The following is a 19953-nucleotide window of genomic DNA, read 5'->3' on the forward strand; positions in this document are numbered from 1 at the left end:
CCCCGTCAGATCGATCGCGAGGAGTTCACCACGACGATCACGCTGCTGCCCGCCATCGCGACGGCGGCGAACAGCGGGTTCAGCAGGCCCGTGATCGCCAGCGGAATCGCGATCGCGTTGTAGGCGAACGCCCACGCGAGGTTCTGTCGAATCCGGCGGTGCGTGCCGGCCGCGATCGAGAACGTCTCCGCGACGGCCCCGAGGTCGTCGCCGACGATTACCGCGTCCGCGGCCTCGGTCGCGAGTTTCGTCCCGCTTCCCATCGCGATGCCGACGTCCGCCGCCGCGAGCGCGGGCGCGTCGTTGCTCCCGTCGCCGACCATCGCGACGGTTCCCCTCGAGCGGAGTCGCCGGACCGTCTCCGCCTTCGCTTCCGGTGGAACGCCGGCGAAGACCTCGTCGACCGCGTCGACGTCCCGGAACCGATCGGCCGCCGCGCCCTCGTCGCCCGTGAGGACGACGATCTCCCGGCCCGCCGAGAGCGTCTCGACGGCCTCGCGCCACGCCTCGCGGGGTGCGTCGCCGACGACGATCACGCCGCGGGCGCGCCCGTCCCAGCCGACGACGACCGGCACGTCGCCGCTCGATCGCGCGCGTTCGATCGCGGGGTCGAGCGATTCCGGGACGACGTGGCCCCGCTCCCGGAGGTAGTCGGGATGGCCGACGACGACGCGGTCTCCCTCGCTGGCCCCGGTCCCGTCTTCGACGATCGCGCTGACCCCGCGGCTGTCGCGCTCGAACGTGTCGACGGCCGCGCTCGCCGGCCGATCGGCGACGGCTTCGTTGCCGTCTACGGCTCCGTCGCCGCTCTCGTCCTCGTCGTCCCCCTCCGCCGCCGTTCCGGCCGCCTCGGCGATCGCGGCCCCGATCGGGTGCTCGGAGAGGGCCTCGACCGCCCCGGCGCGGGCGAGAAGGGTGTCGCGATCGACGCCCGCGTCGGGGTCGATGCGGACGTCCGCGACGGTCATCGACCCGGTCGTGAGCGTGCCCGTCTTGTCGAGGACGACGACGTCGACGTCGGTGGCGTCCTCGAAGATCGACTCCGCGGCGACGACGATCCGGCGCTTCGCGGCCGACTGGACGCCTGAGGCGATCGCGAGCGGGGTCGCGAGTCCGAGCGCGCACGGACAGGAGACAATGACGACGGTGAGGCCGACGAGCAGCGCGGTCGAGGGCGCCGACCCGGTGGCGAGCAAGAATACGGCCACGCCCGTCGCGATGGCGAGCACGAGCGGGACGAAGATCGTCGCGAGTTTGTCCGCGAGCCGCTGGACGCCGGGGCGGGCGCTCTGGATCGACCACAGCAGGGAGACGAGGTGATCGAGCGTGCTCTCGGCGTCCTCGCCGACTCGGACGACGACCGGGGCGTCGGTGACGACGGTTCCACCCCTGACCGCGTCGCCGGGTTCCTTCTCGACGGGCAGTGACTCGCCGGTGACGAGCGATTCGTCGATCGCCGCCGTCCCCTCGACGAGTTCGCCGTCGAGCGGGATCCGTTCGCCGGGCCGGACGAGGAGCCGATCGCCGGGGTCGATCTCCGAGCGCGGGACGGTCTCGCCGTTCGCCAGGCGCGCCTCGTCGACCTGCTGTTCGGTCAGGTCAGAGAGAAGTCCCGTCGCCTTTCGCTTGATGCGATCCTCGTAGTAGTTGCCGGCGGTGACCGCGAGGATGATCGCGACGCTGACGTCGAAGTACAGGTCCGTCCGGCCGAGGCCCATCGCGAGCGTGCTATAGGCGTAGGAGCCGACGGCGGCGACGGCGATCAGCAGGTCCATGTTCGGCATGCCGGCCCGGAGGCTCACGTACGCGCCCCGGAGGATCGGGTAGCCGGTGTAGAAGAGGACGAACGACGTCATGAGCCAGATGTTCGCCGCAACGTAGTAGCCGTCGTAGCTCCCGAAGTCGGCGATCGGCTCGTAGCCGAAGTAGGTCGGGTACAGGAAGAGCGCGTACCAGATCATCACCATCATCCCGAACATCCCGCCGCCCACGAGGAACTTCACGAGCGCGGCGTCGCGAGGCTCTTCGTCGCGGCTTTCAGTCCGATCGTGGGCGTCGTAGCCGTAGCCGGAGACGACGTCAGGGAGGTCCGCGGGGTCGATCTCGTCCGGGTCGTACGTCACCCGAACCGTGTCCGTGGCGTAACTCGCCGCCGCACCCTGGACGCCCTCGGCGTTCGTCGCCCGGGTCTCGAGAAACGCCTCGCAGGTCGCACAGTGCATGCCGTCGACGGCGAGGAAGGCGTCTTCCCCCTCGAGGTCGTCCAGGTCGGGCGACTCGTCGTCGACCCGATCGCGGACGGCGTCGGCCGAGACGTCGTCGACCGCGCCGAGCGTGCGCTGGACCTCGAGACAGCCCCGACAGCAGAACGCGCCGTCGACATCCGGCGCGGTGTAGGGGTCGGCCGGCGTCGGGAACGAACAGAGGGTACACTCGTCGGCGGCCGCCTCGGAGTCGGCGGCGGCGTCGCCACTCTGCGCATCGGTTCCGTCGGCGAGTGCGTCACCGTCGAGTCGATCGTTCGAGTAGCTCATCGGGTGGGAACGGGGTTACAGCGGCTGGTAGAACGGCACTGGCGGGTGCGGGAGGTGGATGCCGTACAGCATCAGTCCGTGCTGGAGCGGGAGGTAGCCCAGCAGGAGGAAGGCCGCGCCGAGTCCCCGGTGGAGCCGAACCCGGTTTGCCGTCCCGATCGAGGTCAGGACCGTGCCGTACAGGAACAGCGTCGGGATCGTGCCGATCCCGAGGACGGCCAGCGAGAGCGCCCCCCGGAGCGGATCGCCGAGCGCGAACGCGTAGAGGTACGCGGGGTAGATGATCGGACACGGCAACAGGCCGTGGACCGCGCCGAGGCCGACGATACCGGGCGACCCGGCGAGTCGATCGACCCGGCTCGCGAGCAGGCCCGAGAGCCACCCGAAGACGGTGCCGACGACGGGCAGACCGTGCGGGACGCCGGCCTGGCCCCGCAGGTAGTAGAGGCCGCTGGCGATGATCGCGACCCCGACGAGGATGCCCATCGTCCCCCGGACGGTGTCGCCGACGGCCGCGACGGTGTCGGCGGATGTAAACGCCAGCCCGCCGAGCAGGCCGAACAGCCCGCCCAGGGCCGCGTAACTCGCCGCCCGGCCGATGTTGAAGAGGCCGTGCTGACGGACCTCGAACAGCGTCAGCGTGTCCTCGTGCGTTCTCCCGGTCCGGCCGCCGTCGGGCTTGGCTTTGCCCATCCGATCGGCGTAGGTCGTCACGAGCGGCCCGCACATGCCCAGACAGTGCGCCCCTGCGAGGAGGCCGACGAGCAGGAACACCAGCAGGTCGGCGTGTTCGGCGGTTCCCGTCGTCGCGTGATCGTGCGTCGCAACGAGCGTCTCGAAAACGATCGCCTCGTACCCGGTCATGTGGGATTACGACGCGTCGGTCGGTTCGTGACCGTGGTGGGCGTCGGGGACGGGTCTGAACGCGACGTAGAGGGCGGTGACGATGATGAGGACGTTGATTCCGGAGACGACGCCCGCCGAGAGGGAGCTCCCGAGCCCGTACCACGTGACCGGCAAGAGCGCCAGCAAGCCGACGACGAGTGCGGTCCGCGGGGTGAGATCCTCGAGTACCATACCGGGTCGTTACCAGAGCCAGTGTATAATAATAACCCCCGTTCCTACGGGCTGGGAATTAATCCATTGATTAAGGAGTGACTTTCCCAATACGGGCATATGAGTCAGGTAACGGAAGAGAGAGACGGAGTACGAACTCCGGAAGAGACGCGGGAGATCGGCCACGACGAGTACGATCCGGTCGGGACGCTCGTTCTGATCGGGCTGTACTTCCTGATCCTGGTCGCCCTGTGGTTCTTCATGTACTTCGTCGAATTCCTCGGAAACGATCCGACGGTCGTCGGGACGGTGATGGGGGTACTATGAACATACACACGTACGAGAAAATCTGGCTGGTCGCAGCGCTGCTCCTGATCGTCGGGTTCATCGCGACGATCACCTACGGCTCGGTCGGGCTCGGCATCGCGATGATCGACGACAGCGAGGAGACGATCGAGCCGAGCGAACTCAGCGAGGACGAGCGCTTCAGCGAACCGCGCGTCGAGCAGGTCGGCGAGAACGAGTACGAGGCGTACGTCGTCGCCCGGACGTTCATCTTCCAGCCCGACCCGATCGAGATCCCGGCCGGAAGCGAGGTGACGTTCTACGTGACGAGTCCGGACGTGATCCACGGCTTCAGCGTCGTCGGGACGAACGTCAACACGATGGTCATTCCCGGCGAGGTGTCGACGATGACGGCCGAGTTCGACGAGGCCGGAGAGTACGGGATCGTCTGCAACGAGTACTGCGGCTCCGGTCACCACAACATGGAGGGCCAGATCGTCGTCGTCCCCGAGGACGAGTTCGACATGACCGAACTGTCGGTCGAGGCTCCCGACGAGGTCGAACCCGGCAACGAAACCGAGTTCGAGGTCACGGTCGAGAACGGGCAACTCGAGGACCTCGAGACGACGGTCGCGCTCGAGATCGGCAACGAGACGTTCGAGGAGGACGTGACGGTCGGCGGCGACGACAGCGAGACGGTGACGTTCACGGTCGATACTGCCGATCTCGGCGAGGGCGACCACGACTGGACGGTCACCGTCGACGACTACGAGGAGACCGGGACCCTGACCGTGGTCGACCCGGACGCCGAGAACGGTGACGGAGGTGACGGCGATGAGTAACGCGTACATCGACGACTTCCCAGCGGAAGCGAAGATAATCAGGGCGACGTTCTACAGTTCGTTCCTCGCGCTGGCACTCGGGGGGCTGTTCGGTCTCATCCAGACGCTCCATCGGACCGACGTCTTCCGGTTTATCGACTCGGCGGACTACTACACCGTCCTCACGGCCCACGGCGTCTTCCTCGTGATCTCGTTTACGATCTTCTTCCTCGTCGGGATCTTCACCTGGGCGGTGACGACCAGCCTCGATCGGGGCCTCGAAGATCTCCGATTTACCTGGGGCTGGTACTCGCTGATGGCGATCGGGATAACGCTGTCCGGGGTTGCGATCCTGGCCGGCTTCACCGACGCGATCGACATGAGCGCGTCGGTCCTGTTCACGTTCTACGCGCCGTTGCAGGGCCACCCGATCTTCTACCTCGGCCTCGTGCTGTTCGTCGTCGGGTCGTGGCTCGCAGGCGTCGACTGGTTCCGCTCGTGGTGGGCCTGGAAACAGGAGAACCCCGACGAGCGGATCCCGCTGCCGACGTTCATGGTGCTGACGACGATGATCATGTGGTATCTCGCCACGCTGGGCGTCGCCGCGGCGATCCTGCTGTTCCTGCTCCCGTGGTCGCTCGGCCTGATCGAGACCGTCAACCCGCTGCTGACGCGGACGCTGTTCTGGTTCTTCGGCCACCCGGTCGTCTACTTCTGGCTGATGCCGGCGTACATGATGTGGTACATCATGCTGCCGAAGTTCTCGGGCGGCAAGCTGTTCAGCGACCCGCTGGCCCGCGTCGTGTTCGTGCTGTTCCTGGTGCTGTCGGTACCGACGGGCATCCACCACCAGTACCTCGACCCGGGGATCGCTGAAGGGTTCAAGTTCATCGCGATGACGAACACGATGTTCCTCCTCCTGCCGAGCCTGCTGACGGCGTTCACCGTCGTCGCCAGTATGGAACACGGTGCCCGCCAGCGCGGCGGCGAGGGCTATCTCGGCTGGCTGAAAGCGCTCCCGTGGCGCGATCCCGTCTTCACCGGAATGGCGCTGGCTGGCCTCATGTTCGCCGCTGCCGGCTTCTCCGGGATGATCAACGCCGGGATGAACATCAACTACCTCATCCACAACACGTTCTGGGTCGTCGGCCACTTCCACCTCACCGTCGGCACCGCGGTCGCGCTGACGTTCATGGCCGTCACGTACTGGTTCCTCCCGCAGGTGACCGGGAAGGAACTGTGGAACCGATCGGTTGCCCTCGCACAGGTCGTGATCTGGTTCCTCGGGATGACGTTCATGTCCAACGCGATGCACCGGGCCGGCCTGCTCAGCGTGCCGCGCCGGACCGCCGAACCCCAGTACGAGGGCGTCACGTTCGACGCCGCCGTCGGGAGCATCGGCGAACTCGACGCCCAGATCGCGCTCGGCGGAACCCTGCTGTTCCTCTCGCTCGTGCTGTTCTTCGCGAACGTGATCGGCACGGCGCTCAACGGCCGGAGCGACGACCTCCCGGCGAACGAGTACGCCGGCACGCTCTCCGGCCCCGAGGACTCGCCGCAGGTGCTCGACAACCTCAAACTCTGGACCGCGATCGCGATCGTGCTCGTGATCTTCGCGTACTCGTTCCCGCTGCTGAGCATCATCGAGCGCGGTGGGCTGTTCGGTCCCGACATCAATCCGTTCCCGGCCAGCGTCGAGTCGGTGACGCTGTTCGCGGCGGCGATCGAACACGCGGCCACGGCCGCGATCGCATCGGCAGGTGATCTCGCACACTCGACCCTCGCCGGGGTGATCCGATAGTGCGCATCTCGAAGGGCGGACTCCTCGTCGTGCTCGCACTGCTCGCCCCGCTCCTGGTCGAGCTCCGGACGGTGCTCGCCTGGGTCAATATCGAACTGAGCGTGGGCCAGACGGCCCTGGTCGGCCTCGTCATCGTGACCGCGATCCTCGTCTGGGCGTTCCTGCCCGAAGACGAGAACGGTGGCGCCGAGGACGACTCGCCCGCTCGCGACCTCACGAACGGCGACTGATCAGTCGTCCGCGAGCGACGCGCCGGATCCGCCCCGCTCGCCGGTCCCTTCTGCTGGCTGGACCGCCGACTGCCACGACATAATCGCCATCGCCAGCACCAGCAGGAGTCCCCAGAGGAACGCGGTCGGGTGGAGGAACTCGAGTTCGAACCCGGCGGCGAGCCACACGGTCAGCGGGAGCGCCCACTGGCCCACGACGAACGCCCACGTCACGATCCGCTCGATCGACGCTCCCATTCCGAACGTGGGGAGCACGACCCCGAGGGCGATCGCCAGGATCGAGAGGACGCCGAGGTGTGCGTGCCCGCCGATCAGCCACTGCGGGACCGTCCCGCCGGCCGCGATGAGGTAGTTCTGGTACAGTCCGACGACCATCATAACGGTCAGTCCGAGGAATCCGGACGTCTTGAGGATCCGTGACATATAGGATCAAATGATAATTCACTTTATTTAGATTTTCGGGCCGGATGTCGGACTCAACCGATCGTTGCGGCTCTTCCGAGCGCTCGGTTCCGTCGGTGAATCCCTCGTGACGAACTTCGGGGACGTCCCCGACCGGCGCCTCGCGAGGTCTCCGAGTTCCGTGAGACCACGCAATCGGTCCCTCGCGGACAGAAAACCAGCAGGAACGCGTCGGTTTCATCGAATCGCTGGTGACGTCTCACCAGGTCTCGATCCGGCCCTCCCGGACGTCTTCCGCACACCCCTCGCAGTCGGGGTGGCCCGCCTCGTAACAGGCCGGTCGGTACTCGTCGTCCAGCATTGCCGCCCGCCGTTCGGCGTAGCGCCGGCAGACGATCTTCGTCCGCCCCTCCTCGTCCGACGGCAACTCGCGGGCGTTTCTCGCCACCCGGTAGGCCTCGCGGGCCTCGTCGAGTTGCGCGTCGGTCGACGTGCGTAGCTCCTCGTACTGCTCGCCCGCCTCCCGGAGTTTCGATCGCAGGAACCGCTCGAGTCGGCGACGATCCGCCATTGGGATCGTGTTGGGTCGCCGATCACATAGTCCCGTCGCCGACGCCGCGAGTCGAGCGACGGCTCGATCGGGTCACCGGTCGTCGTAGACGACGTCGCCGTCGACCAGCGTCAGCGCCACGTCGATCGCGTCGATCTGATCGGTCTGGTTCCACGGCGACGCCTCGAGGACGACCAGGTCGGCCCGTTTCCCGGCCTCGACCGTCCCCAGGCGGTCCTCGTCGAAGCCGGCGTAGGCCGCGCCACGCGTGTAGGCCCGGAGCGCCTCGGTAACCGACAGTCGCTGGGCGTCGACGGGCGCGTTCACCGCGTGGTGGATCCCGAGCAGGGGATCGAGCGGCATGCAGTCCGACCCGAACGCGAGCGGGACGTCGTAGTCCAGCGCGCGCCGGAACCGGTTCGTCCGTTTCCGCCGCTCGACGCCGAGGCGCTGGTCGTAGAGGCCGCCCTCCTGAGCCCAGCGGTGGAAGTTCGGCTGCATCGAGGCCACGATGCCGGTCTCGGCCATCCGCTCGAACTGGTCGTCGGTCGCCAGTTCCGCGTGCTCGATCCGGTGGCGGCTCCCGGCGGGATCGTCCGTCTCCGCGAGCGCCGACAGCGTCTCCTCGATCGCCTCGTCGCCGATCGCGTGCACGGAGAGCTGGAAGTCGTTGCCGTCGGCCCGATCGACGAGCGACGCGAGGGCCTCGGGATCGACGACCCACTGGCCGCGGTTGCCGTCCGCGTCGCCGTCGCCCGTCGCGGTCCCGTCGCTGTCGTCCTCCCCGTCGGCCCCGACGTAGGGTGCGCTCAGCTTCGCCGTCTCGCTCCCGATGCTCCCGTCGGAGAAGGACTTGATCGCGCCCGTCTGGACGCGCGCGTCCGCAGTGCCACCCTCGGCGTCGGTCGCCAGTCCGACCTCCGCGAGGGCCTCGAGATGATCGCTCCAGTAGTCGATCCGAACGCGCAGGGGTAGATCGCCCGCGGCGGCCAGTTCCCGATACACGCGCGGGGCCATCGAGCCCCGGACCTTGTCGTGGACGCCGGTGACGCCCAGGGCGACGGCGTGACCCGCCGCGGCCGCGAGCACCTCGCGCATCTCGGATCGATCGGCCGTAATCTCGCGCCGGACCACTTCGGCGGCGTCTTCGACGGCGACGCCGGTCGGTTCGCCGTCCGCGGTCCGGAGGTCGGCGGCGGGCATCTCGTCCCGGAGCCGTTCCAGTGCGATCGAGTTCAGCGAGGCGGTGTGCAGGTCGACCCGCATGGCGACGACCGGGCGCTCCTCGCTCACCCGATCGAGGTCATTGTGGGTGAGAGTTCGGGACTCGCCCCACTCGCTCTCGTCGTAGCCGAACCCGAGGACCCACTCGCGATCGGGGTCGCTCGCCGCCTGTTCGGCCAGCAGGTCGAGGCTCTCGGCGCGGCTCTCGGCGGCCGAGAGGTCCGCGTGCACGAGGTGCTGGCCCAGTTGCTCGAGGTGGGTGTGGGCGTCGATGAAGCCCGGCAGGACGACCCGCCCCTCGCAGTCGATCCGATCGGTCTCGACCCCCTCGAGGAACGCGATCTCGTACGTGTCGCCCACGCGGACGATCTCGCCGTCCCGGATCGCGACGGCCTCGTGGGTCCGATCGGGCTCCGTCAGGGTGTGTAGCTCCGCGTTCGTCAGCAGGAGATCCGCAGCCGCGGTCATGCGAGAGTGCGCGCGGGCGAGGAGCAAAACAGTTGGGTTCGATCCGCGTGCTCCACCTGACCGGACGGTCAGACTCCCGGTTCGTGCCCGTGTCGGGGACGGTTCGGACGTGATGACCGTCACGGCGGCCCCAGAACTGGTAGATTCATGATGGGTGATGACATACCATTGGCCATCCGGCAATGGCGAGCAGAGACGACGTGACCAGAGTTCTCGCGTCCTGTGACGAGTGTGGCTCCGTCTACGCCGCGCGGCAGTGGCCCGACGGATCGGTCAAACTGATCGGACAGGAGGGGTGCAGTTGTGGCTCGACCGCGTTCACCGTTCTCGACGACGCCGACGACTCCGATTCGACACCGATATCGGATGCCGAGTGATCGTTCAGGTATCGTCGCGCAAGCGGCCGGCGATCCCCACCATCGCCGGATCGCGTCTCCGGTAGCCGTCCGGTACGAGGTCTTCGCCGGCACCCGGGCGTCGCGAGCGGTCGAGGCACGCCTCGATTCCGATCGCCGCCGTCCCGGGACGGATCAGCAACTGTTAGGACCCGTGACCGTCTTGGCCAACCCATGACAGACCCGCAGGACCTCGCCGATCGCGTTCGCGAGGGCGACCTCCGGATCCACGAACTCGAGGCGCACGCCGACGCAGACGTCGCAGCCGAGGCTCGACGGCTGTTCGTCGAACAGGAGACCGGCACCGATCTCGACGCGATCGGCGACTACGGCTTCCCCGCCGAGGTCGCGGAGTCGGCCATCGAGAACATGATCGGCGCGGCCCAGGTGCCGATGGGCGTCGTCGGGCCCGTCCAGGTCGACGGCGGCGCTGCCGACGGCGAGCACTACCTGCCGCTCGCGACCACCGAGGGCGCGTTGCTCGCGTCGGTCAACCGCGGCCTCTCGGTGATCCGCTCGGCCGGGGGTGCGGACGCTCGCGTCACGAAGAACGGTATGACCCGCGCCCCGGTGTTCCGGGTCGACGGCGTGGCCGAGGCCGCCGAAACCGTCGAGTGGGTCGACGACAACACCGGAGCGCTCAGGGAGGCCGCGGAGTCCACCACGAACCATGGCGAACTGCTCGGCGTCGAACCCTACGTCGTCGGCGACTCCGTCTACCTGCGCTTCGCCTACGACACCAAGGACGCGATGGGGATGAACATGGCCACGATCGCGACCGAGGCGGCCTGCGAGGTCGTCGAGCGCGAGACCCCCGCCTCGCTCGTCGCCGTCTCGGGCAACCTCTGTTCGGACAAAAAACCCGCCGCGATCAACGCCGTCGAGGGTCGGGGCCGCTCCGTGACGGCGGACGTCGTGATCCCCGGCGAGGTCGTCGCGGACCGACTCCACACCACGCCCGAGGCGATCGTCGAGGCCAACACCCGCAAGAACCTGATCGGGAGCGCTAAGGCCGGAAGTTTAGGGTTCAACGCGCACGCGGCGAACGTCGTCGGCGCGGCCTTCCTCGCGACCGGCCAGGACGAGGCCCAGGTCGTCGAGGGCGCGAACGCGATCACGACGATGGACACCCGGGAGGGAGAAGACGGAACCGACGATCTCTACGCGAGCGTCTCGCTCGCCTCGCTCGAGGTCGGCACCGTCGGCGGCGGGACGAAACTCCCGACGCAGTCGGAGGCGCTCGAGGTGCTGGGTCTTCGCGGTGGCGGCGATCCGGCTGGATCGAACGCCGACGCACTGGCCGAGATCATCGCCGTCGGCGCGCTCGCCGGCGAACTCTCCCTGCTCGCCGCGCTGGCCTCGAACCACCTCGCGAGCGCCCACGAGGATCTCGGCCGGTAGTCGTCGTACTGCTAGCTCGGCGCATCGCGTCCCTCGCGGCGGGCACGAACCGTCACGACCGCGACGTACGACCCGCCGGCGACGAGCAGGAGCAAGCCGCCGGCGACCTGCTGGCCGCTGGCGGCGATCGTGACGAGGAGGAGTCCGGTACCTGCGAGGGCATACGCACCGGCGAGATCCCGCCGACCGTAGGCGCCGTGGAGGACGGCGATCGCGAGGGCGGTCAGCGCGACGATTCCCGTCGCCAGCGCCGTCGTCTCGACCCCGAGTAGCGTTCGGCTGACGAGCGTACCGTAGGCGAGGGCGGCGACGGCGGCGACCGTCCCGACGCCGATCGTCACTTCCTGCACGTCGACCGTTTCGTCCATGGCTGACCCTGTTCTGCGCCGAGCCAAAGCCCTGCCGTTCGATCGGTCCGGGACCGACAGGCCTTCGACCCCGAGACGGGGACTACAGGCGACGGTATCGGCCGCGGCTCTCGCTCACCTCGCCGCGTCTCACGAGTTTCTCGAGGGCCTTCCTGACGTACTCGGCCGAGACGCCGCGATCGCCCGCGTAGTCGACGATCTCGTCCTCGCTCGGCCGATCGAGGTCCGAGAGCGCCGCCTCGACGATTTCCTTCTTGCTGCCGCTTCGGGTCGGCCCGCGCGGGTCCCGCTCGCCCGCGTCCGCGACCTCGTCGACGTCGAGACCCGATTTCGCGAGGTACTCGTCGTCGTCGACGACGCCGTCCGCGACGTCGCCCTCGAGGGCCGCGAAGGAATCCAGTTCGGCGAACGTCTCGCCTTCGCCCTGCCGGTTCGCCAGCATCGAGGCACGGACCTCGCGGGCCTCGTCGGCGTCGTCGGTCTCGACGAACTTCTTGCGCTTCTCGTAGTCCTTCCGCGAACCGCAGCGGGGACACTGCGTCGTCTCTGATCGGCCCTCGATGAGCCAGAGGTGCGAGCACTCGCTACAGCCGACGACGGCGTACATGATACTACCTGGTGACGCGATCCTGTTTAAGGGCTCGGAGTGATGCGAGAGTAACGTTTCTGACCCGGCCGGCCCAGGGTGCGTGTATGGGTGAAGACGAGATCGAAACGCCGGACGACATCACCGGTGTCAATCACGCCAGGACGATGCTTGGGATCGATCGAGAGGCGAGCGACGATGCGATCGACGCCGCCTTCGAACGGATTGCCGCCGACACCGGCGGCGAGCGGTACTGGGCGGGGGTCAAGGCCCGCGAGATCGCCCGACTGGATTCCGTCCCCGACGGCACGGTCGTCTACACCGTCCTCCGGTCCGATCCAGCGCCTGCCGATCTCGAGGCGCTTACCGACGCGACGGACCTGCTTTCCTGTGCGCCACCGCCGGCCGATCGGCGGAGCCGAAACTCCTACGAGCGCGGTCTCCGTCGCACGCTCGAGACCGCTCGCGATCGGCTCGATGCACTCGCATCCACGGACGGGTACGACGTTTCGAAACCGAACGTTCGCTCACTCGAGGTCGCGTTTCACGCCTTGCGACAGGAGGATCTTGCGGCGGGAAAACGGTGGGTCCTCGGTCCCGACGACGGGTCCGGATCGCGGACGCGGGGCGACGATCGGAACCGGAATCGGGAATCGCAACGCGACGGAGACGCCAGGCCACGCCCTGAAGACGATCTCGTTCGCGGCTGGAAATACAGCGTCACGTCCGACGGCGCGACCGAGTACTACGTCTCGCCGGATGGTGAAACGTTCCTCCGCATCTCGACGTCTGACGCACCCGACGGACCGGAAACCGGATGCACGGTTGTCCGACGGGAGAGCGGCGACGTTGTTGAGACCCACACCGGCCGATACGGCGAGCTACAGCGGCTGATCAAGCGGTGGATCCTCGAAGACGGGTCCGGCCGGTGATCCGGCTACGCTCACCGCGATCGATGTCCCTTTGCCTGCGCTCGTCGAGGCCTCGGGTATGGGATTCGAACGCGTACCACTTGCCGACCTAGATCCGTCGGAAGCCGCCGACGGCGTCCACCTGGCACTGATGGCCGGCACCGACTCGATGAACGTCCAGCACTTCGAGATCGAACCCGGTGCGGCCGTCGAGGAACACAGCCACCCCCACGAGCAGACGGGGTTCATCTACGAGGGCGAACTGGTCTTCCTGTCGGACGGCGAGGAGATCGTCTGCGAGCCCGGCGACTCCTACGCGATCCCGGGCGAGCAACCCCACGCGGCCGAGAATAGGGGCGACGAGACGGTCCGCGGCGTCGACATCTTCAGCCCGCCGCGCGAGAACCCGAGCTGGCAGGAGAGTAGCCGCTGATACGGTTTACTGTACGTCATTTCCGGCGCAACCGCGATCCGGGCGGCGGTTGCGCCGGTACATCGGTACAGCAATCCGTATGAAACCGCTCACACGTCGATCGTACGGCCGTCGTGCGATCGATGTGTAACTAGGTTCAGTGGCTACTGTCGCTGTACTCCTCGAGCGCGTCCCACTCCCGGCGCATCAGTTCGCGGACGCCGTGCTCGAGAACCCCCTCACCGAGCGACGTCGCCCGATAGTACGAGTAGAGGCCGTCGGCGTCGGGTTCCTTCCGTTTTCGATTTTCGACGAGTCCGACGTCGACGAGTTCGTCGAGGTGGTAGTGGAGGACGTTCGACTCGACGCCGAGTCGGTCACGCAGTTCGCTGGCGCTTTGCGGTCCCGCTTCGACCAGCGCGTTCAGGACGCGAAACCGCGTCTCGTTCCCGATCGATCGCTGCATCGCGAGGTACTCCTCGAGTGACAGGACGCTGTGTTCGGGCGGACAGGAAGTTCCGTCTCGTCTCCTCGGGTGCTCTGGTTCACCCATGGCGGCGTATCGTGACGCCGACTGATAGCCGTTGTCCGACTCAGCGATCGCTGAAATCGTCCCGATTAATACGAGCGAGTCGCAGTTCCGCGCGGACCGCTGACGGCTTGGCGACCGAAGCTCACTCGAGGGACTTTCGCATCTCGACGTGGGGAATCCCCGCCTCCTCGAACTCCTCGCCGCGGCGTTCGTAGCCGAGTCGACGGTAGAACGCGGCGGCCCGGGTCTGGGAGTGCAGTTTGAGTTCGGTCAGGTCCCGGTCGCGCGCCGCGTCCTCGACGGCGGCCATCAGCTCCCGACCGATCCCCTCCTCCCGTCGCGACTCGAGGACGGCGACGCGTTCGACCTTGCCGAGTCCCGGGTTCGGCTCGCGGAGTCGGGCGGCCCCGATCGGCTGGCCGTCGTCGTAGGCGACGAAGTGGACGGCCTCGTCCTCGTGCTCGTCGTACTCGATCGCCTCGTCGACGCCCTGTTCCTCGACGAACACCGTCTGCCGGACGTCGAAGGCGTCCGCCCGCTGTGCGTCCGAATCGACTTCGCGTACCTCGGCCATCGGGCGGGTGTAGGCGACGGCGTGCCGAGAGCGTTACTATCGCGCCGCCGACCGATCGCGGAGCGCTCGCACGTCAGCCGCGACGCCGGCCGCTCCGTCTTCGGGAATCCGATCGGCCCAGAGGAGGCCCGCCACGTCCTCGCCGTCGAGGGTCGGTTCGTCCGCGATCGGTCGGCCGGCGACCGTGGCCCGGACGAGCACGTCGGTCGTCGTCACTGTTCGATCGTCGTCTTCGAGTTCGAACGCGACGCGGCGAAGGCGAACTGGATCGTCGAGGGTCGCGTCTACCCCGGTCAGCGCGCCGGCCACGCGACGGGCGGCCTCGGCCCAGTCAGTGTCGGTGTCGACGGGGACAGCGGGAAGCGTCCATCCGCGAGGGCCGTCGCTCACGACGAGGACATCGCCAGCGTCGTTCGTGAGCCCGACGGTCACGTGGCTCTCGAGACCGCGGGCCGTCTCGAACTCCGATCGCGTCACGGTTCGCGTTTCGGTCTGGACGGCGACGTCGTCGCGATCCTGCAGGGACTGCGGATCGAGGTCGAGTGTGGACTCCATGCGTGAGAGACTGGACTGCCCGGCCGAAACGGTGCCGGTTTCGATCGCAGTGATGCAGAGAGCGCAAAAAACGAGACAGGCGATGCGTTTGCCGCCAGTGGCTGTCTACGACAGCTTTTCGAGAGCGTCAGAACGCATCGCGTTCTGACTGCCCGAAAAACTCTCTACGAGAGTTTTTCGATATTGCTGACGACTTCCGCAGTGTACTCGCTGGTGGCGAGTTTCTCGGCGTCCTCGAGCTGGCGTTCGAGGTCGTAGGTGACGTTGCCCGAGGAGATGGTCTCCTCGACGGCGTCGCGGATGAGGTCGGCAGCGTCGTCCCAGCCGAGGTAATCGAACATGAGACGGCCCGAGAGGATCATCGCGGTCGGGTTGGCCATGTCCTGGCCGGCGCGCTTGGGCGCGGAGCCGTGGACTGGCTCGGCGAGCATGCGACCCTTGCCGAAGTTGCCGCCCGGCGCGATGCCGAGACCGCCGATCTGGGCACCGGCGGCGTCGGAGAGGTAGTCACCGTTGAGGTTGGGCATCGCGAGCACGTCGAACTCGTCGGTGCGGAGTTGCATCCACTGGAGCATCGCGTCGGCGAGGCGCTCCTCGACCATGACGGCGCCCTCGGGGATGTCGATGTCGTCCTGCTCTTCCCACAGGGAGTCGGGGGCGGCGAAGACCTCGTCGTCGGGGTACTCCTCGTCGGCGACCTCCATGCCCCACTCGGAGAACTGCCCCTCGGTGAACTTCATGATGTTCCCCTTGTGGACGAGCGTGACCTTGTCGCGATCGTGCTCGAGGGCGTAATCGATCGCCTCGCGGACGAGACGCTTCGACCCCTTCTCGGTGATCGGCTTGATGCCGATGCCGACGGGGCCCTCGTGGATGGTCGAATCGAAGCCCATGTCCTGCTCGACGAAGTCGCGAACCTGTTCGACTTCGTCGGTGCCGGCTTCCCACTCGATGCCGGCGTAGACGTCCTCGGTGTTCTCCCGGAACGTCACCATGTCCATCTCCTCGGGCGCCTTCATCGGCGACGGGACGCCGTCGAGGTAGTAGGTCGGTCGGACGTTCGCGTAGAGGTCGAGCGTCTGGCGGAGCGCGACGTTCAGCGATCGGAAGCCGGCGCCGACCGGCGTCGTCAGCGGGCCCTTGATCGCGACGCGGTGTTCCTCGATCGCCTCGACGGTCTCGTCGGGCAGGTTGACGTCCTCGCCGTAGATCTCGCGCGCGCTCTCGCCGGCGTAGACGCGCATCCAGTTGATTTCGCGGCCGGTCGCCTCCGCGGCGGCCTCGAGGACCTCCTGTGCGGCAGGACCGACGTCCTTGCCGATCCCGTCGCCGTGGATGATCGGGATGATCGGGTTGTCGGGCACCTCGATCTCGTCCTCGGCACCCTCTTTCAGCGTGATCTTTTCCCCGTCCTCGGGGACCTCGATCTTGTCGTAGCTCATCTCGTCTGTACGGTGCCCCGATGGGGGTAAAAGGTCTACCATTTCCATCGACGGCGGCAAAAGTTGTTCGCAAACGTATCGGCGATATTCGGCCGCTGAGGACGAATCGGTGCGGGTGAGTGGCTGTGTGTGCCGAACTCGTTCTGCGGATTGTATATAAACGATCGTCATATAGCGGGTCTGTTACTGGCGAAAACTGCCGCTCTCATCAGTCTAATTACCATTCTTGGACTGATCGACGTGCGGGTTCCCACCCGGCCGAAGGGACGGGCTTCGGACGCCGATCGGGACGGCCACTCCGGCGGTCGGTCAGGACGAGTACTCCGGCGACCGGTCCAGATAGCGAAACAGCAGTACCACGCCCGCGACGACGAGGACGCTGCCGACGCCTGCGAGCGCGAATCGGCCGATCGTCAGCAGCCAGGATTCCGTGAGGGCCGCCCACAGGAGTGCGAGCGACGTGCTACCGACGACGATCAGGGCGACCCCGACGTCGACGGGATCCCGTTCGTCGCGGAGGGCCAGCCGAGCGATTGCGATCGCCGCCATCGTGGCACAGAACGCGACGAGCAGGAGGGCCGTCGTCATCGTCGTCGCGGTACTCGGGCCCCCATCGTAAGTCCCGGTGGTTCGGTTGCGACGGCAGGCCCGGCACGGACCCGGGGTAGAAAGTCACAAGGCTCGCCGCGCGAGAGAGAACGCGCATGCAGGTACTCGTCCACGGTGGTGCAGGGAGCGACCCCGACGACCCCGATTCGCGGCGGGAGATCCTCGAAGCCGCGGCCGAAGACGGTGCGGCGGCCCCGTCGCCCGTCGACGCGGTCGAGACGGCCGTCAATCGGCTCGAGTCCTCGCCGCGGTTCAACGCCGGCGTCGGGAGCGCGGTCCAGAGCGACGGCCGGATCAGGACCGACGCGGGGCTCATGACCGACGACCGATCGGTCGGGGCGGCGTGTTCGATGCCGGACGTCGAGCACGCTGTCAGCGTCGCCCGAATCGTGATGGAAGAGACGCCACACGGCTTCGTCTCGGGCGGCCACGCCGTCTCGCTGGCCGAGGCGTTCGGCGTCGAGACGGGGGTCGACTGCTGGAGCGATCGGACGCGCGAGCAGTGGGCGGAACTCGACCCGCCGACCGGGAGTACCCGCGAGGAACTGGCGTGGATCCGCGACCGGTACGGCCGATCGGATCCCGACGGGCGAGACGAACGGACGGACGAGCGCGGACAGGAGGCCGACGATCGCAGAGCAGGCCCGATCGACGAGCACGACCACGACACGGTCGGGGCGGTCGCGTTCGACGGGGAGTCGCTCGCCGCGGCGACGTCGACGGGCGGGCGCTGGCTCGCGCTCGCGGGCCGGGTCGGTGACGTGCCCCAGGTCGGGGCTGGCTTCTACTGTTCGCCCGCCGCCGCGGTCAGCGCGACGGGTGCCGGCGAGGACATCGCCCGCGTCACGCTCTCGCGACGCGTCGCTCGGCACGTCGAACGGGGACGTGACGCGTCCGCGGCAGCGGAACTCGCGATCGAGGAGTTCGCGGAACTAACTGGCTCGACGGCCGGGGTGATCGTTATCGACGCGCGTGGAACCCTCGGCTCGGCGTACAACAGTGCCGCGATGCAGACCGCTCGCGCGACGTCGTTCTCGGGGTAAGGCCCTCGAGACCGGTGTCACCCGCCGGGTACAGTGCCGTCGGTCTCGAGGGATCCCCTCGCGTGGACGGCCCGGAAACGGATCGAACGAGGGCTGTGGCGTCTCTCACGCCACTCGGACCCGAGGCGTTCGACGGGGATAATCGGACACGACTGTTTCACGGAATTCGGTCCCGTTACGAGTCGTTTCCGGAAGAAACGGTCGGCGGCGGGTTTACCGGGGCGGCTCTCGTTCCAGTCAGTTCGACGATCGTCGTCACATAGTTTTATTATCGTCGTGACCATCACGAGAACTGATGCTCGAACCCCCGCATCACGCGGCACGACGGTGTCCGGACTGCGCGGCGACGCTCTCGAACGTCCAGGGCCTCGCCGCCTGTTCCGACTGCGACTGGGTCGACGATCGGCGGGCCGACCGCTGACTGCACGCGTCGGCCGGAGGCGGAACCTCTTTTTGTCGACCGATACAACCCCGTCGCATGGCCGAATCCGACGTGGACCTGGAGTCCGAGCAGTACGAGAAGCACCGTGAAGCCGGCGAGATTCTCGCGCAGGTGCGCGAGGAAGCGGCCGATCGCGTCGAGGTCGGCGCGAGCCACCTCGAGGTCGCCGAGTACGCAGAAGACCGGATCCGCGAACTCGGCGGGAAGCCGGCGTTTCCGGTGAACATCTCGATCGACGAGGAGGCGGCCCACGCCACGCCGTCGATCGACGACGAGTCGACCTTCGGCGAGGAGATGATCAACCTCGACATCGGCGTTCACGTCGACGGCTGGCTCGCCGACACGGCGATCACGGTCGACCTCTCGGGGAACCCGGAACTCGCCGAGGCCTCCGAAGAGGCCCTCGCAGCGGCGCTCGAGGTCGTCGAACCGGGCGTCGAGACCGGCGAGATTGGCGCGGAGATCGAGGACGTCATCGACGGCTACGGCTTCAACCCGGTCGTCAACCTCACCGGTCACGGGCTGGGCCACTGGGAGCAACACACCAGCCCGAACATCCCCAATCGTGCGGTCTCGCAGGGGACCACGCTGGAGGTCGGCGACGTCGTCGCCATCGAACCGTTCGCGACCGACGGCGGCGGGAAGGTCACCGAGGGCGCGAGCGAGGAAATCTTCGCCCTCGAGCGCGAGGGGAGCGTTCGGAACCGGCAGGCTCGCGACGCGCTCGACCAGATCACCGAGGAGTTCCGCACGCTTCCCTTCGCGACGCGCTGGCTCGAGACCGGTCGGGCCGAGATGGCGCTTCGCCGACTCAAGCGCAACGACATCGTCCACGGCTACCCGGTGCTCAAGGAGGACGACGGCTACCTCGTCAGCCAGAAGGAACACACGCTCATCGTCACCGAGGACGGCTGTGAAGTGACGACGAGGTAGGGAGGAGAACGGGGACCGAACGTCGGTTCGTCCGCGATCGCACCCCGGGAGGGGCCGATCGGGATCGGTTCGCTACCGGATCGACGGGTACGCGATCAGGCGTTGTTCATCCGCTGACTGGTCCGGTTCCCACACCGCTGGCACTCGGCCACGCGGTAGGGCTCGCGGGAGAATTCGGCGTTCTCGTTTTTGAGGCTCTCGGTCCGGATCTGGACGGACACCTCGTGGAGGGTTTCCAGCTCGCAGTCGTCACAGCGTTCGGTCATCCCGTTGAATGAGTTGTCTGTCGTTGCCATTACTGGATCCGTAAGAATAGTGTCCTCTTAAACCCCTGCTTCATTTCGAAACGTGAGTTTAGAAAATCGCAAGACGGTATTAC

At 67.4% G+C, this 19953-nt stretch carries 25 protein-coding genes; 11 read left to right on the forward strand and 14 right to left on the reverse strand.

Annotated features, from left to right (window positions below; all coding sequences use genetic code 11):
- Positions 1-5: 5 nt before the first annotated feature.
- Genes MUN73_RS18245 through MUN73_RS18255 form a run of 3 tightly spaced genes read right to left on the reverse strand, consistent with a single transcriptional unit; the run spans position 6 to position 3611 of the window.
- Positions 6-2534, reverse strand: coding sequence for a heavy metal translocating P-type ATPase (locus MUN73_RS18245; protein WP_250141939.1), 2529 nt, complete (start codon positions 2532-2534; stop codon positions 6-8).
- 15 nt (positions 2535-2549) lie between these two features.
- The gene (locus MUN73_RS18250) at positions 2550-3398 is read right to left on the reverse strand and encodes a sulfite exporter TauE/SafE family protein (RefSeq protein WP_250141940.1); all 849 of its coding nucleotides are present in this window, start codon (positions 3396-3398) and stop codon (positions 2550-2552) included.
- A 6-nt stretch (positions 3399-3404) separates the two neighbouring features.
- Positions 3405-3611, reverse strand: coding sequence for a DUF8131 family protein (locus MUN73_RS18255; protein ID WP_250141941.1), 207 nt, complete (start codon positions 3609-3611; stop codon positions 3405-3407).
- Positions 3612-3710: 99 nt separating this feature from the next.
- Here MUN73_RS18255 and MUN73_RS18260 point away from each other — a divergent pair, with 99 nt between their 5' ends.
- The 4 genes from MUN73_RS18260 to MUN73_RS18275 are packed head-to-tail and all read left to right on the forward strand — an operon-like array spanning position 3711 to position 6727.
- Complete coding sequence (locus tag MUN73_RS18260) at positions 3711-3917, forward strand: signal peptidase complex subunit 2 (RefSeq protein ID WP_250141942.1); 207 nt, start codon at positions 3711-3713, stop codon at positions 3915-3917.
- Positions 3914-4717: a cupredoxin domain-containing protein gene (locus tag MUN73_RS18265; protein ID WP_250141943.1), complete on the forward strand. Its 804-nt coding sequence runs from the start codon at positions 3914-3916 to the stop codon at positions 4715-4717. The genes MUN73_RS18260 and MUN73_RS18265 overlap by 4 nt, the downstream gene beginning before the upstream one ends.
- Positions 4710-6497: a b(o/a)3-type cytochrome-c oxidase subunit 1 gene (locus MUN73_RS18270; RefSeq protein WP_250141944.1), complete on the forward strand. Its 1788-nt coding sequence runs from the start codon at positions 4710-4712 to the stop codon at positions 6495-6497. Before MUN73_RS18265 ends, MUN73_RS18270 begins: the two co-directional genes overlap by 8 nt.
- Positions 6497-6727: a CbaC protein gene (locus tag MUN73_RS18275; RefSeq protein WP_250141945.1), complete on the forward strand. Its 231-nt coding sequence runs from the start codon at positions 6497-6499 to the stop codon at positions 6725-6727. Before MUN73_RS18270 ends, MUN73_RS18275 begins: the two co-directional genes overlap by 1 nt.
- Here MUN73_RS18275 and MUN73_RS18280 read toward each other — a convergent pair whose 3' ends face one another.
- The 3 genes from MUN73_RS18280 to MUN73_RS18290 form a co-directional block, all read right to left on the reverse strand.
- Entirely contained in the window at positions 6728-7150 is a 423-nt protein-coding gene (locus tag MUN73_RS18280; RefSeq protein WP_250141946.1) for a DUF8059 family membrane protein, read from the reverse strand.
- Positions 7151-7388: 238 nt separating this feature from the next.
- Positions 7389-7700 carry a DUF7091 family protein gene (locus tag MUN73_RS18285; protein WP_250141947.1) on the reverse strand — a complete coding sequence of 104 codons (312 nt, stop codon included), beginning with the start codon at positions 7698-7700 and terminating at the stop codon, positions 7389-7391.
- Between the two features lie 72 nt (positions 7701-7772).
- Positions 7773-9371, reverse strand: coding sequence for an amidohydrolase (locus MUN73_RS18290; RefSeq protein WP_250141948.1), 1599 nt, complete (start codon positions 9369-9371; stop codon positions 7773-7775).
- A gap of 182 nt (positions 9372-9553) precedes the next feature.
- Between MUN73_RS18290 and MUN73_RS18295 the strand changes: the two genes are divergently transcribed.
- Together MUN73_RS18295 and hmgA are read left to right on the forward strand one after the other, a co-directional pair.
- Positions 9554-9748 carry a hypothetical protein gene (locus MUN73_RS18295; RefSeq protein ID WP_250141949.1) on the forward strand — a complete coding sequence of 65 codons (195 nt, stop codon included), beginning with the start codon at positions 9554-9556 and terminating at the stop codon, positions 9746-9748.
- A 192-nt stretch (positions 9749-9940) separates the two neighbouring features.
- On the forward strand, positions 9941-11167 hold the full coding sequence (gene hmgA / locus MUN73_RS18300) for a hydroxymethylglutaryl-CoA reductase (NADPH) (RefSeq protein ID WP_250141950.1): 1227 nt from the start codon (positions 9941-9943) through the stop codon (positions 11165-11167).
- 11 nt (positions 11168-11178) lie between these two features.
- On the opposite strand, the gene MUN73_RS18305 is transcribed toward hmgA, so the two are convergent.
- Both MUN73_RS18305 and MUN73_RS18310 read right to left on the reverse strand, forming a co-directional pair.
- Complete coding sequence (locus MUN73_RS18305) at positions 11179-11535, reverse strand: hypothetical protein (protein WP_250141951.1); 357 nt, start codon at positions 11533-11535, stop codon at positions 11179-11181.
- A gap of 82 nt (positions 11536-11617) precedes the next feature.
- Positions 11618-12142, reverse strand: a complete 525-nt coding sequence (locus MUN73_RS18310; RefSeq protein WP_250141952.1) for a DUF5817 domain-containing protein — start codon at positions 12140-12142, stop codon at positions 11618-11620.
- Positions 12143-12228: 86 nt separating this feature from the next.
- On the opposite strand from MUN73_RS18310, the gene MUN73_RS18315 reads away from it, so the two are divergent.
- A complete protein-coding gene (locus MUN73_RS18315) occupies positions 12229-13053 on the forward strand; it encodes a hypothetical protein (protein WP_250141953.1) in 825 nt (274 codons plus the stop codon).
- 58 nt (positions 13054-13111) lie between these two features.
- On the forward strand, positions 13112-13465 hold the full coding sequence (locus tag MUN73_RS18320) for a cupin domain-containing protein (RefSeq protein ID WP_250141954.1): 354 nt from the start codon (positions 13112-13114) through the stop codon (positions 13463-13465).
- 136 nt (positions 13466-13601) lie between these two features.
- Here MUN73_RS18320 and MUN73_RS18325 read toward each other — a convergent pair whose 3' ends face one another.
- From MUN73_RS18325 to MUN73_RS18345, 5 genes are all read right to left on the reverse strand, one after another.
- Positions 13602-13997, reverse strand: coding sequence for an ArsR/SmtB family transcription factor (locus MUN73_RS18325; protein WP_250141955.1), 396 nt, complete (start codon positions 13995-13997; stop codon positions 13602-13604).
- Between the two features lie 121 nt (positions 13998-14118).
- Entirely contained in the window at positions 14119-14550 is a 432-nt protein-coding gene (locus tag MUN73_RS18330; RefSeq protein ID WP_250141956.1) for a GNAT family N-acetyltransferase, read from the reverse strand.
- A gap of 36 nt (positions 14551-14586) precedes the next feature.
- Positions 14587-15105 carry a hypothetical protein gene (locus tag MUN73_RS18335; RefSeq protein ID WP_250141957.1) on the reverse strand — a complete coding sequence of 173 codons (519 nt, stop codon included), beginning with the start codon at positions 15103-15105 and terminating at the stop codon, positions 14587-14589.
- 164 nt (positions 15106-15269) lie between these two features.
- Entirely contained in the window at positions 15270-16547 is a 1278-nt protein-coding gene (icd, locus tag MUN73_RS18340; protein ID WP_250141958.1) for an isocitrate dehydrogenase (NADP(+)), read from the reverse strand.
- Positions 16548-16856: 309 nt separating this feature from the next.
- Positions 16857-17135, reverse strand: a complete 279-nt coding sequence (locus MUN73_RS18345; protein ID WP_250141959.1) for a hypothetical protein — start codon at positions 17133-17135, stop codon at positions 16857-16859.
- Between the two features lie 116 nt (positions 17136-17251).
- On the opposite strand from MUN73_RS18345, the gene MUN73_RS18350 reads away from it, so the two are divergent.
- From MUN73_RS18350 to map, 3 genes are all read left to right on the forward strand, one after another.
- Complete coding sequence (locus tag MUN73_RS18350; RefSeq protein ID WP_250141960.1) at positions 17252-18199, forward strand: isoaspartyl peptidase/L-asparaginase; 948 nt, start codon at positions 17252-17254, stop codon at positions 18197-18199.
- Positions 18200-18494: 295 nt separating this feature from the next.
- Positions 18495-18620, forward strand: coding sequence for a hypothetical protein (locus tag MUN73_RS22635; RefSeq protein WP_265339306.1), 126 nt, complete (start codon positions 18495-18497; stop codon positions 18618-18620).
- Between the two features lie 57 nt (positions 18621-18677).
- Positions 18678-19574 (forward strand): type II methionyl aminopeptidase, encoded by an 897-nt coding sequence (map, locus tag MUN73_RS18355; protein WP_250141961.1) that lies wholly within the window; start codon positions 18678-18680, stop codon positions 19572-19574.
- Positions 19575-19669: 95 nt separating this feature from the next.
- Here the strand turns inward: map and MUN73_RS18360 are convergent, their stop codons facing one another.
- Positions 19670-19870 (reverse strand): DUF7835 family putative zinc beta-ribbon protein, encoded by a 201-nt coding sequence (locus tag MUN73_RS18360; protein WP_250141962.1) that lies wholly within the window; start codon positions 19868-19870, stop codon positions 19670-19672.
- Positions 19871-19953 lie beyond the last annotated feature (83 nt).

It is taken from the genome of Halosolutus amylolyticus, from assembly GCF_023566055.1.
GTDB classification, from domain to species: Archaea; Halobacteriota; Halobacteria; order Halobacteriales; family Natrialbaceae; genus Halosolutus; species Halosolutus amylolyticus.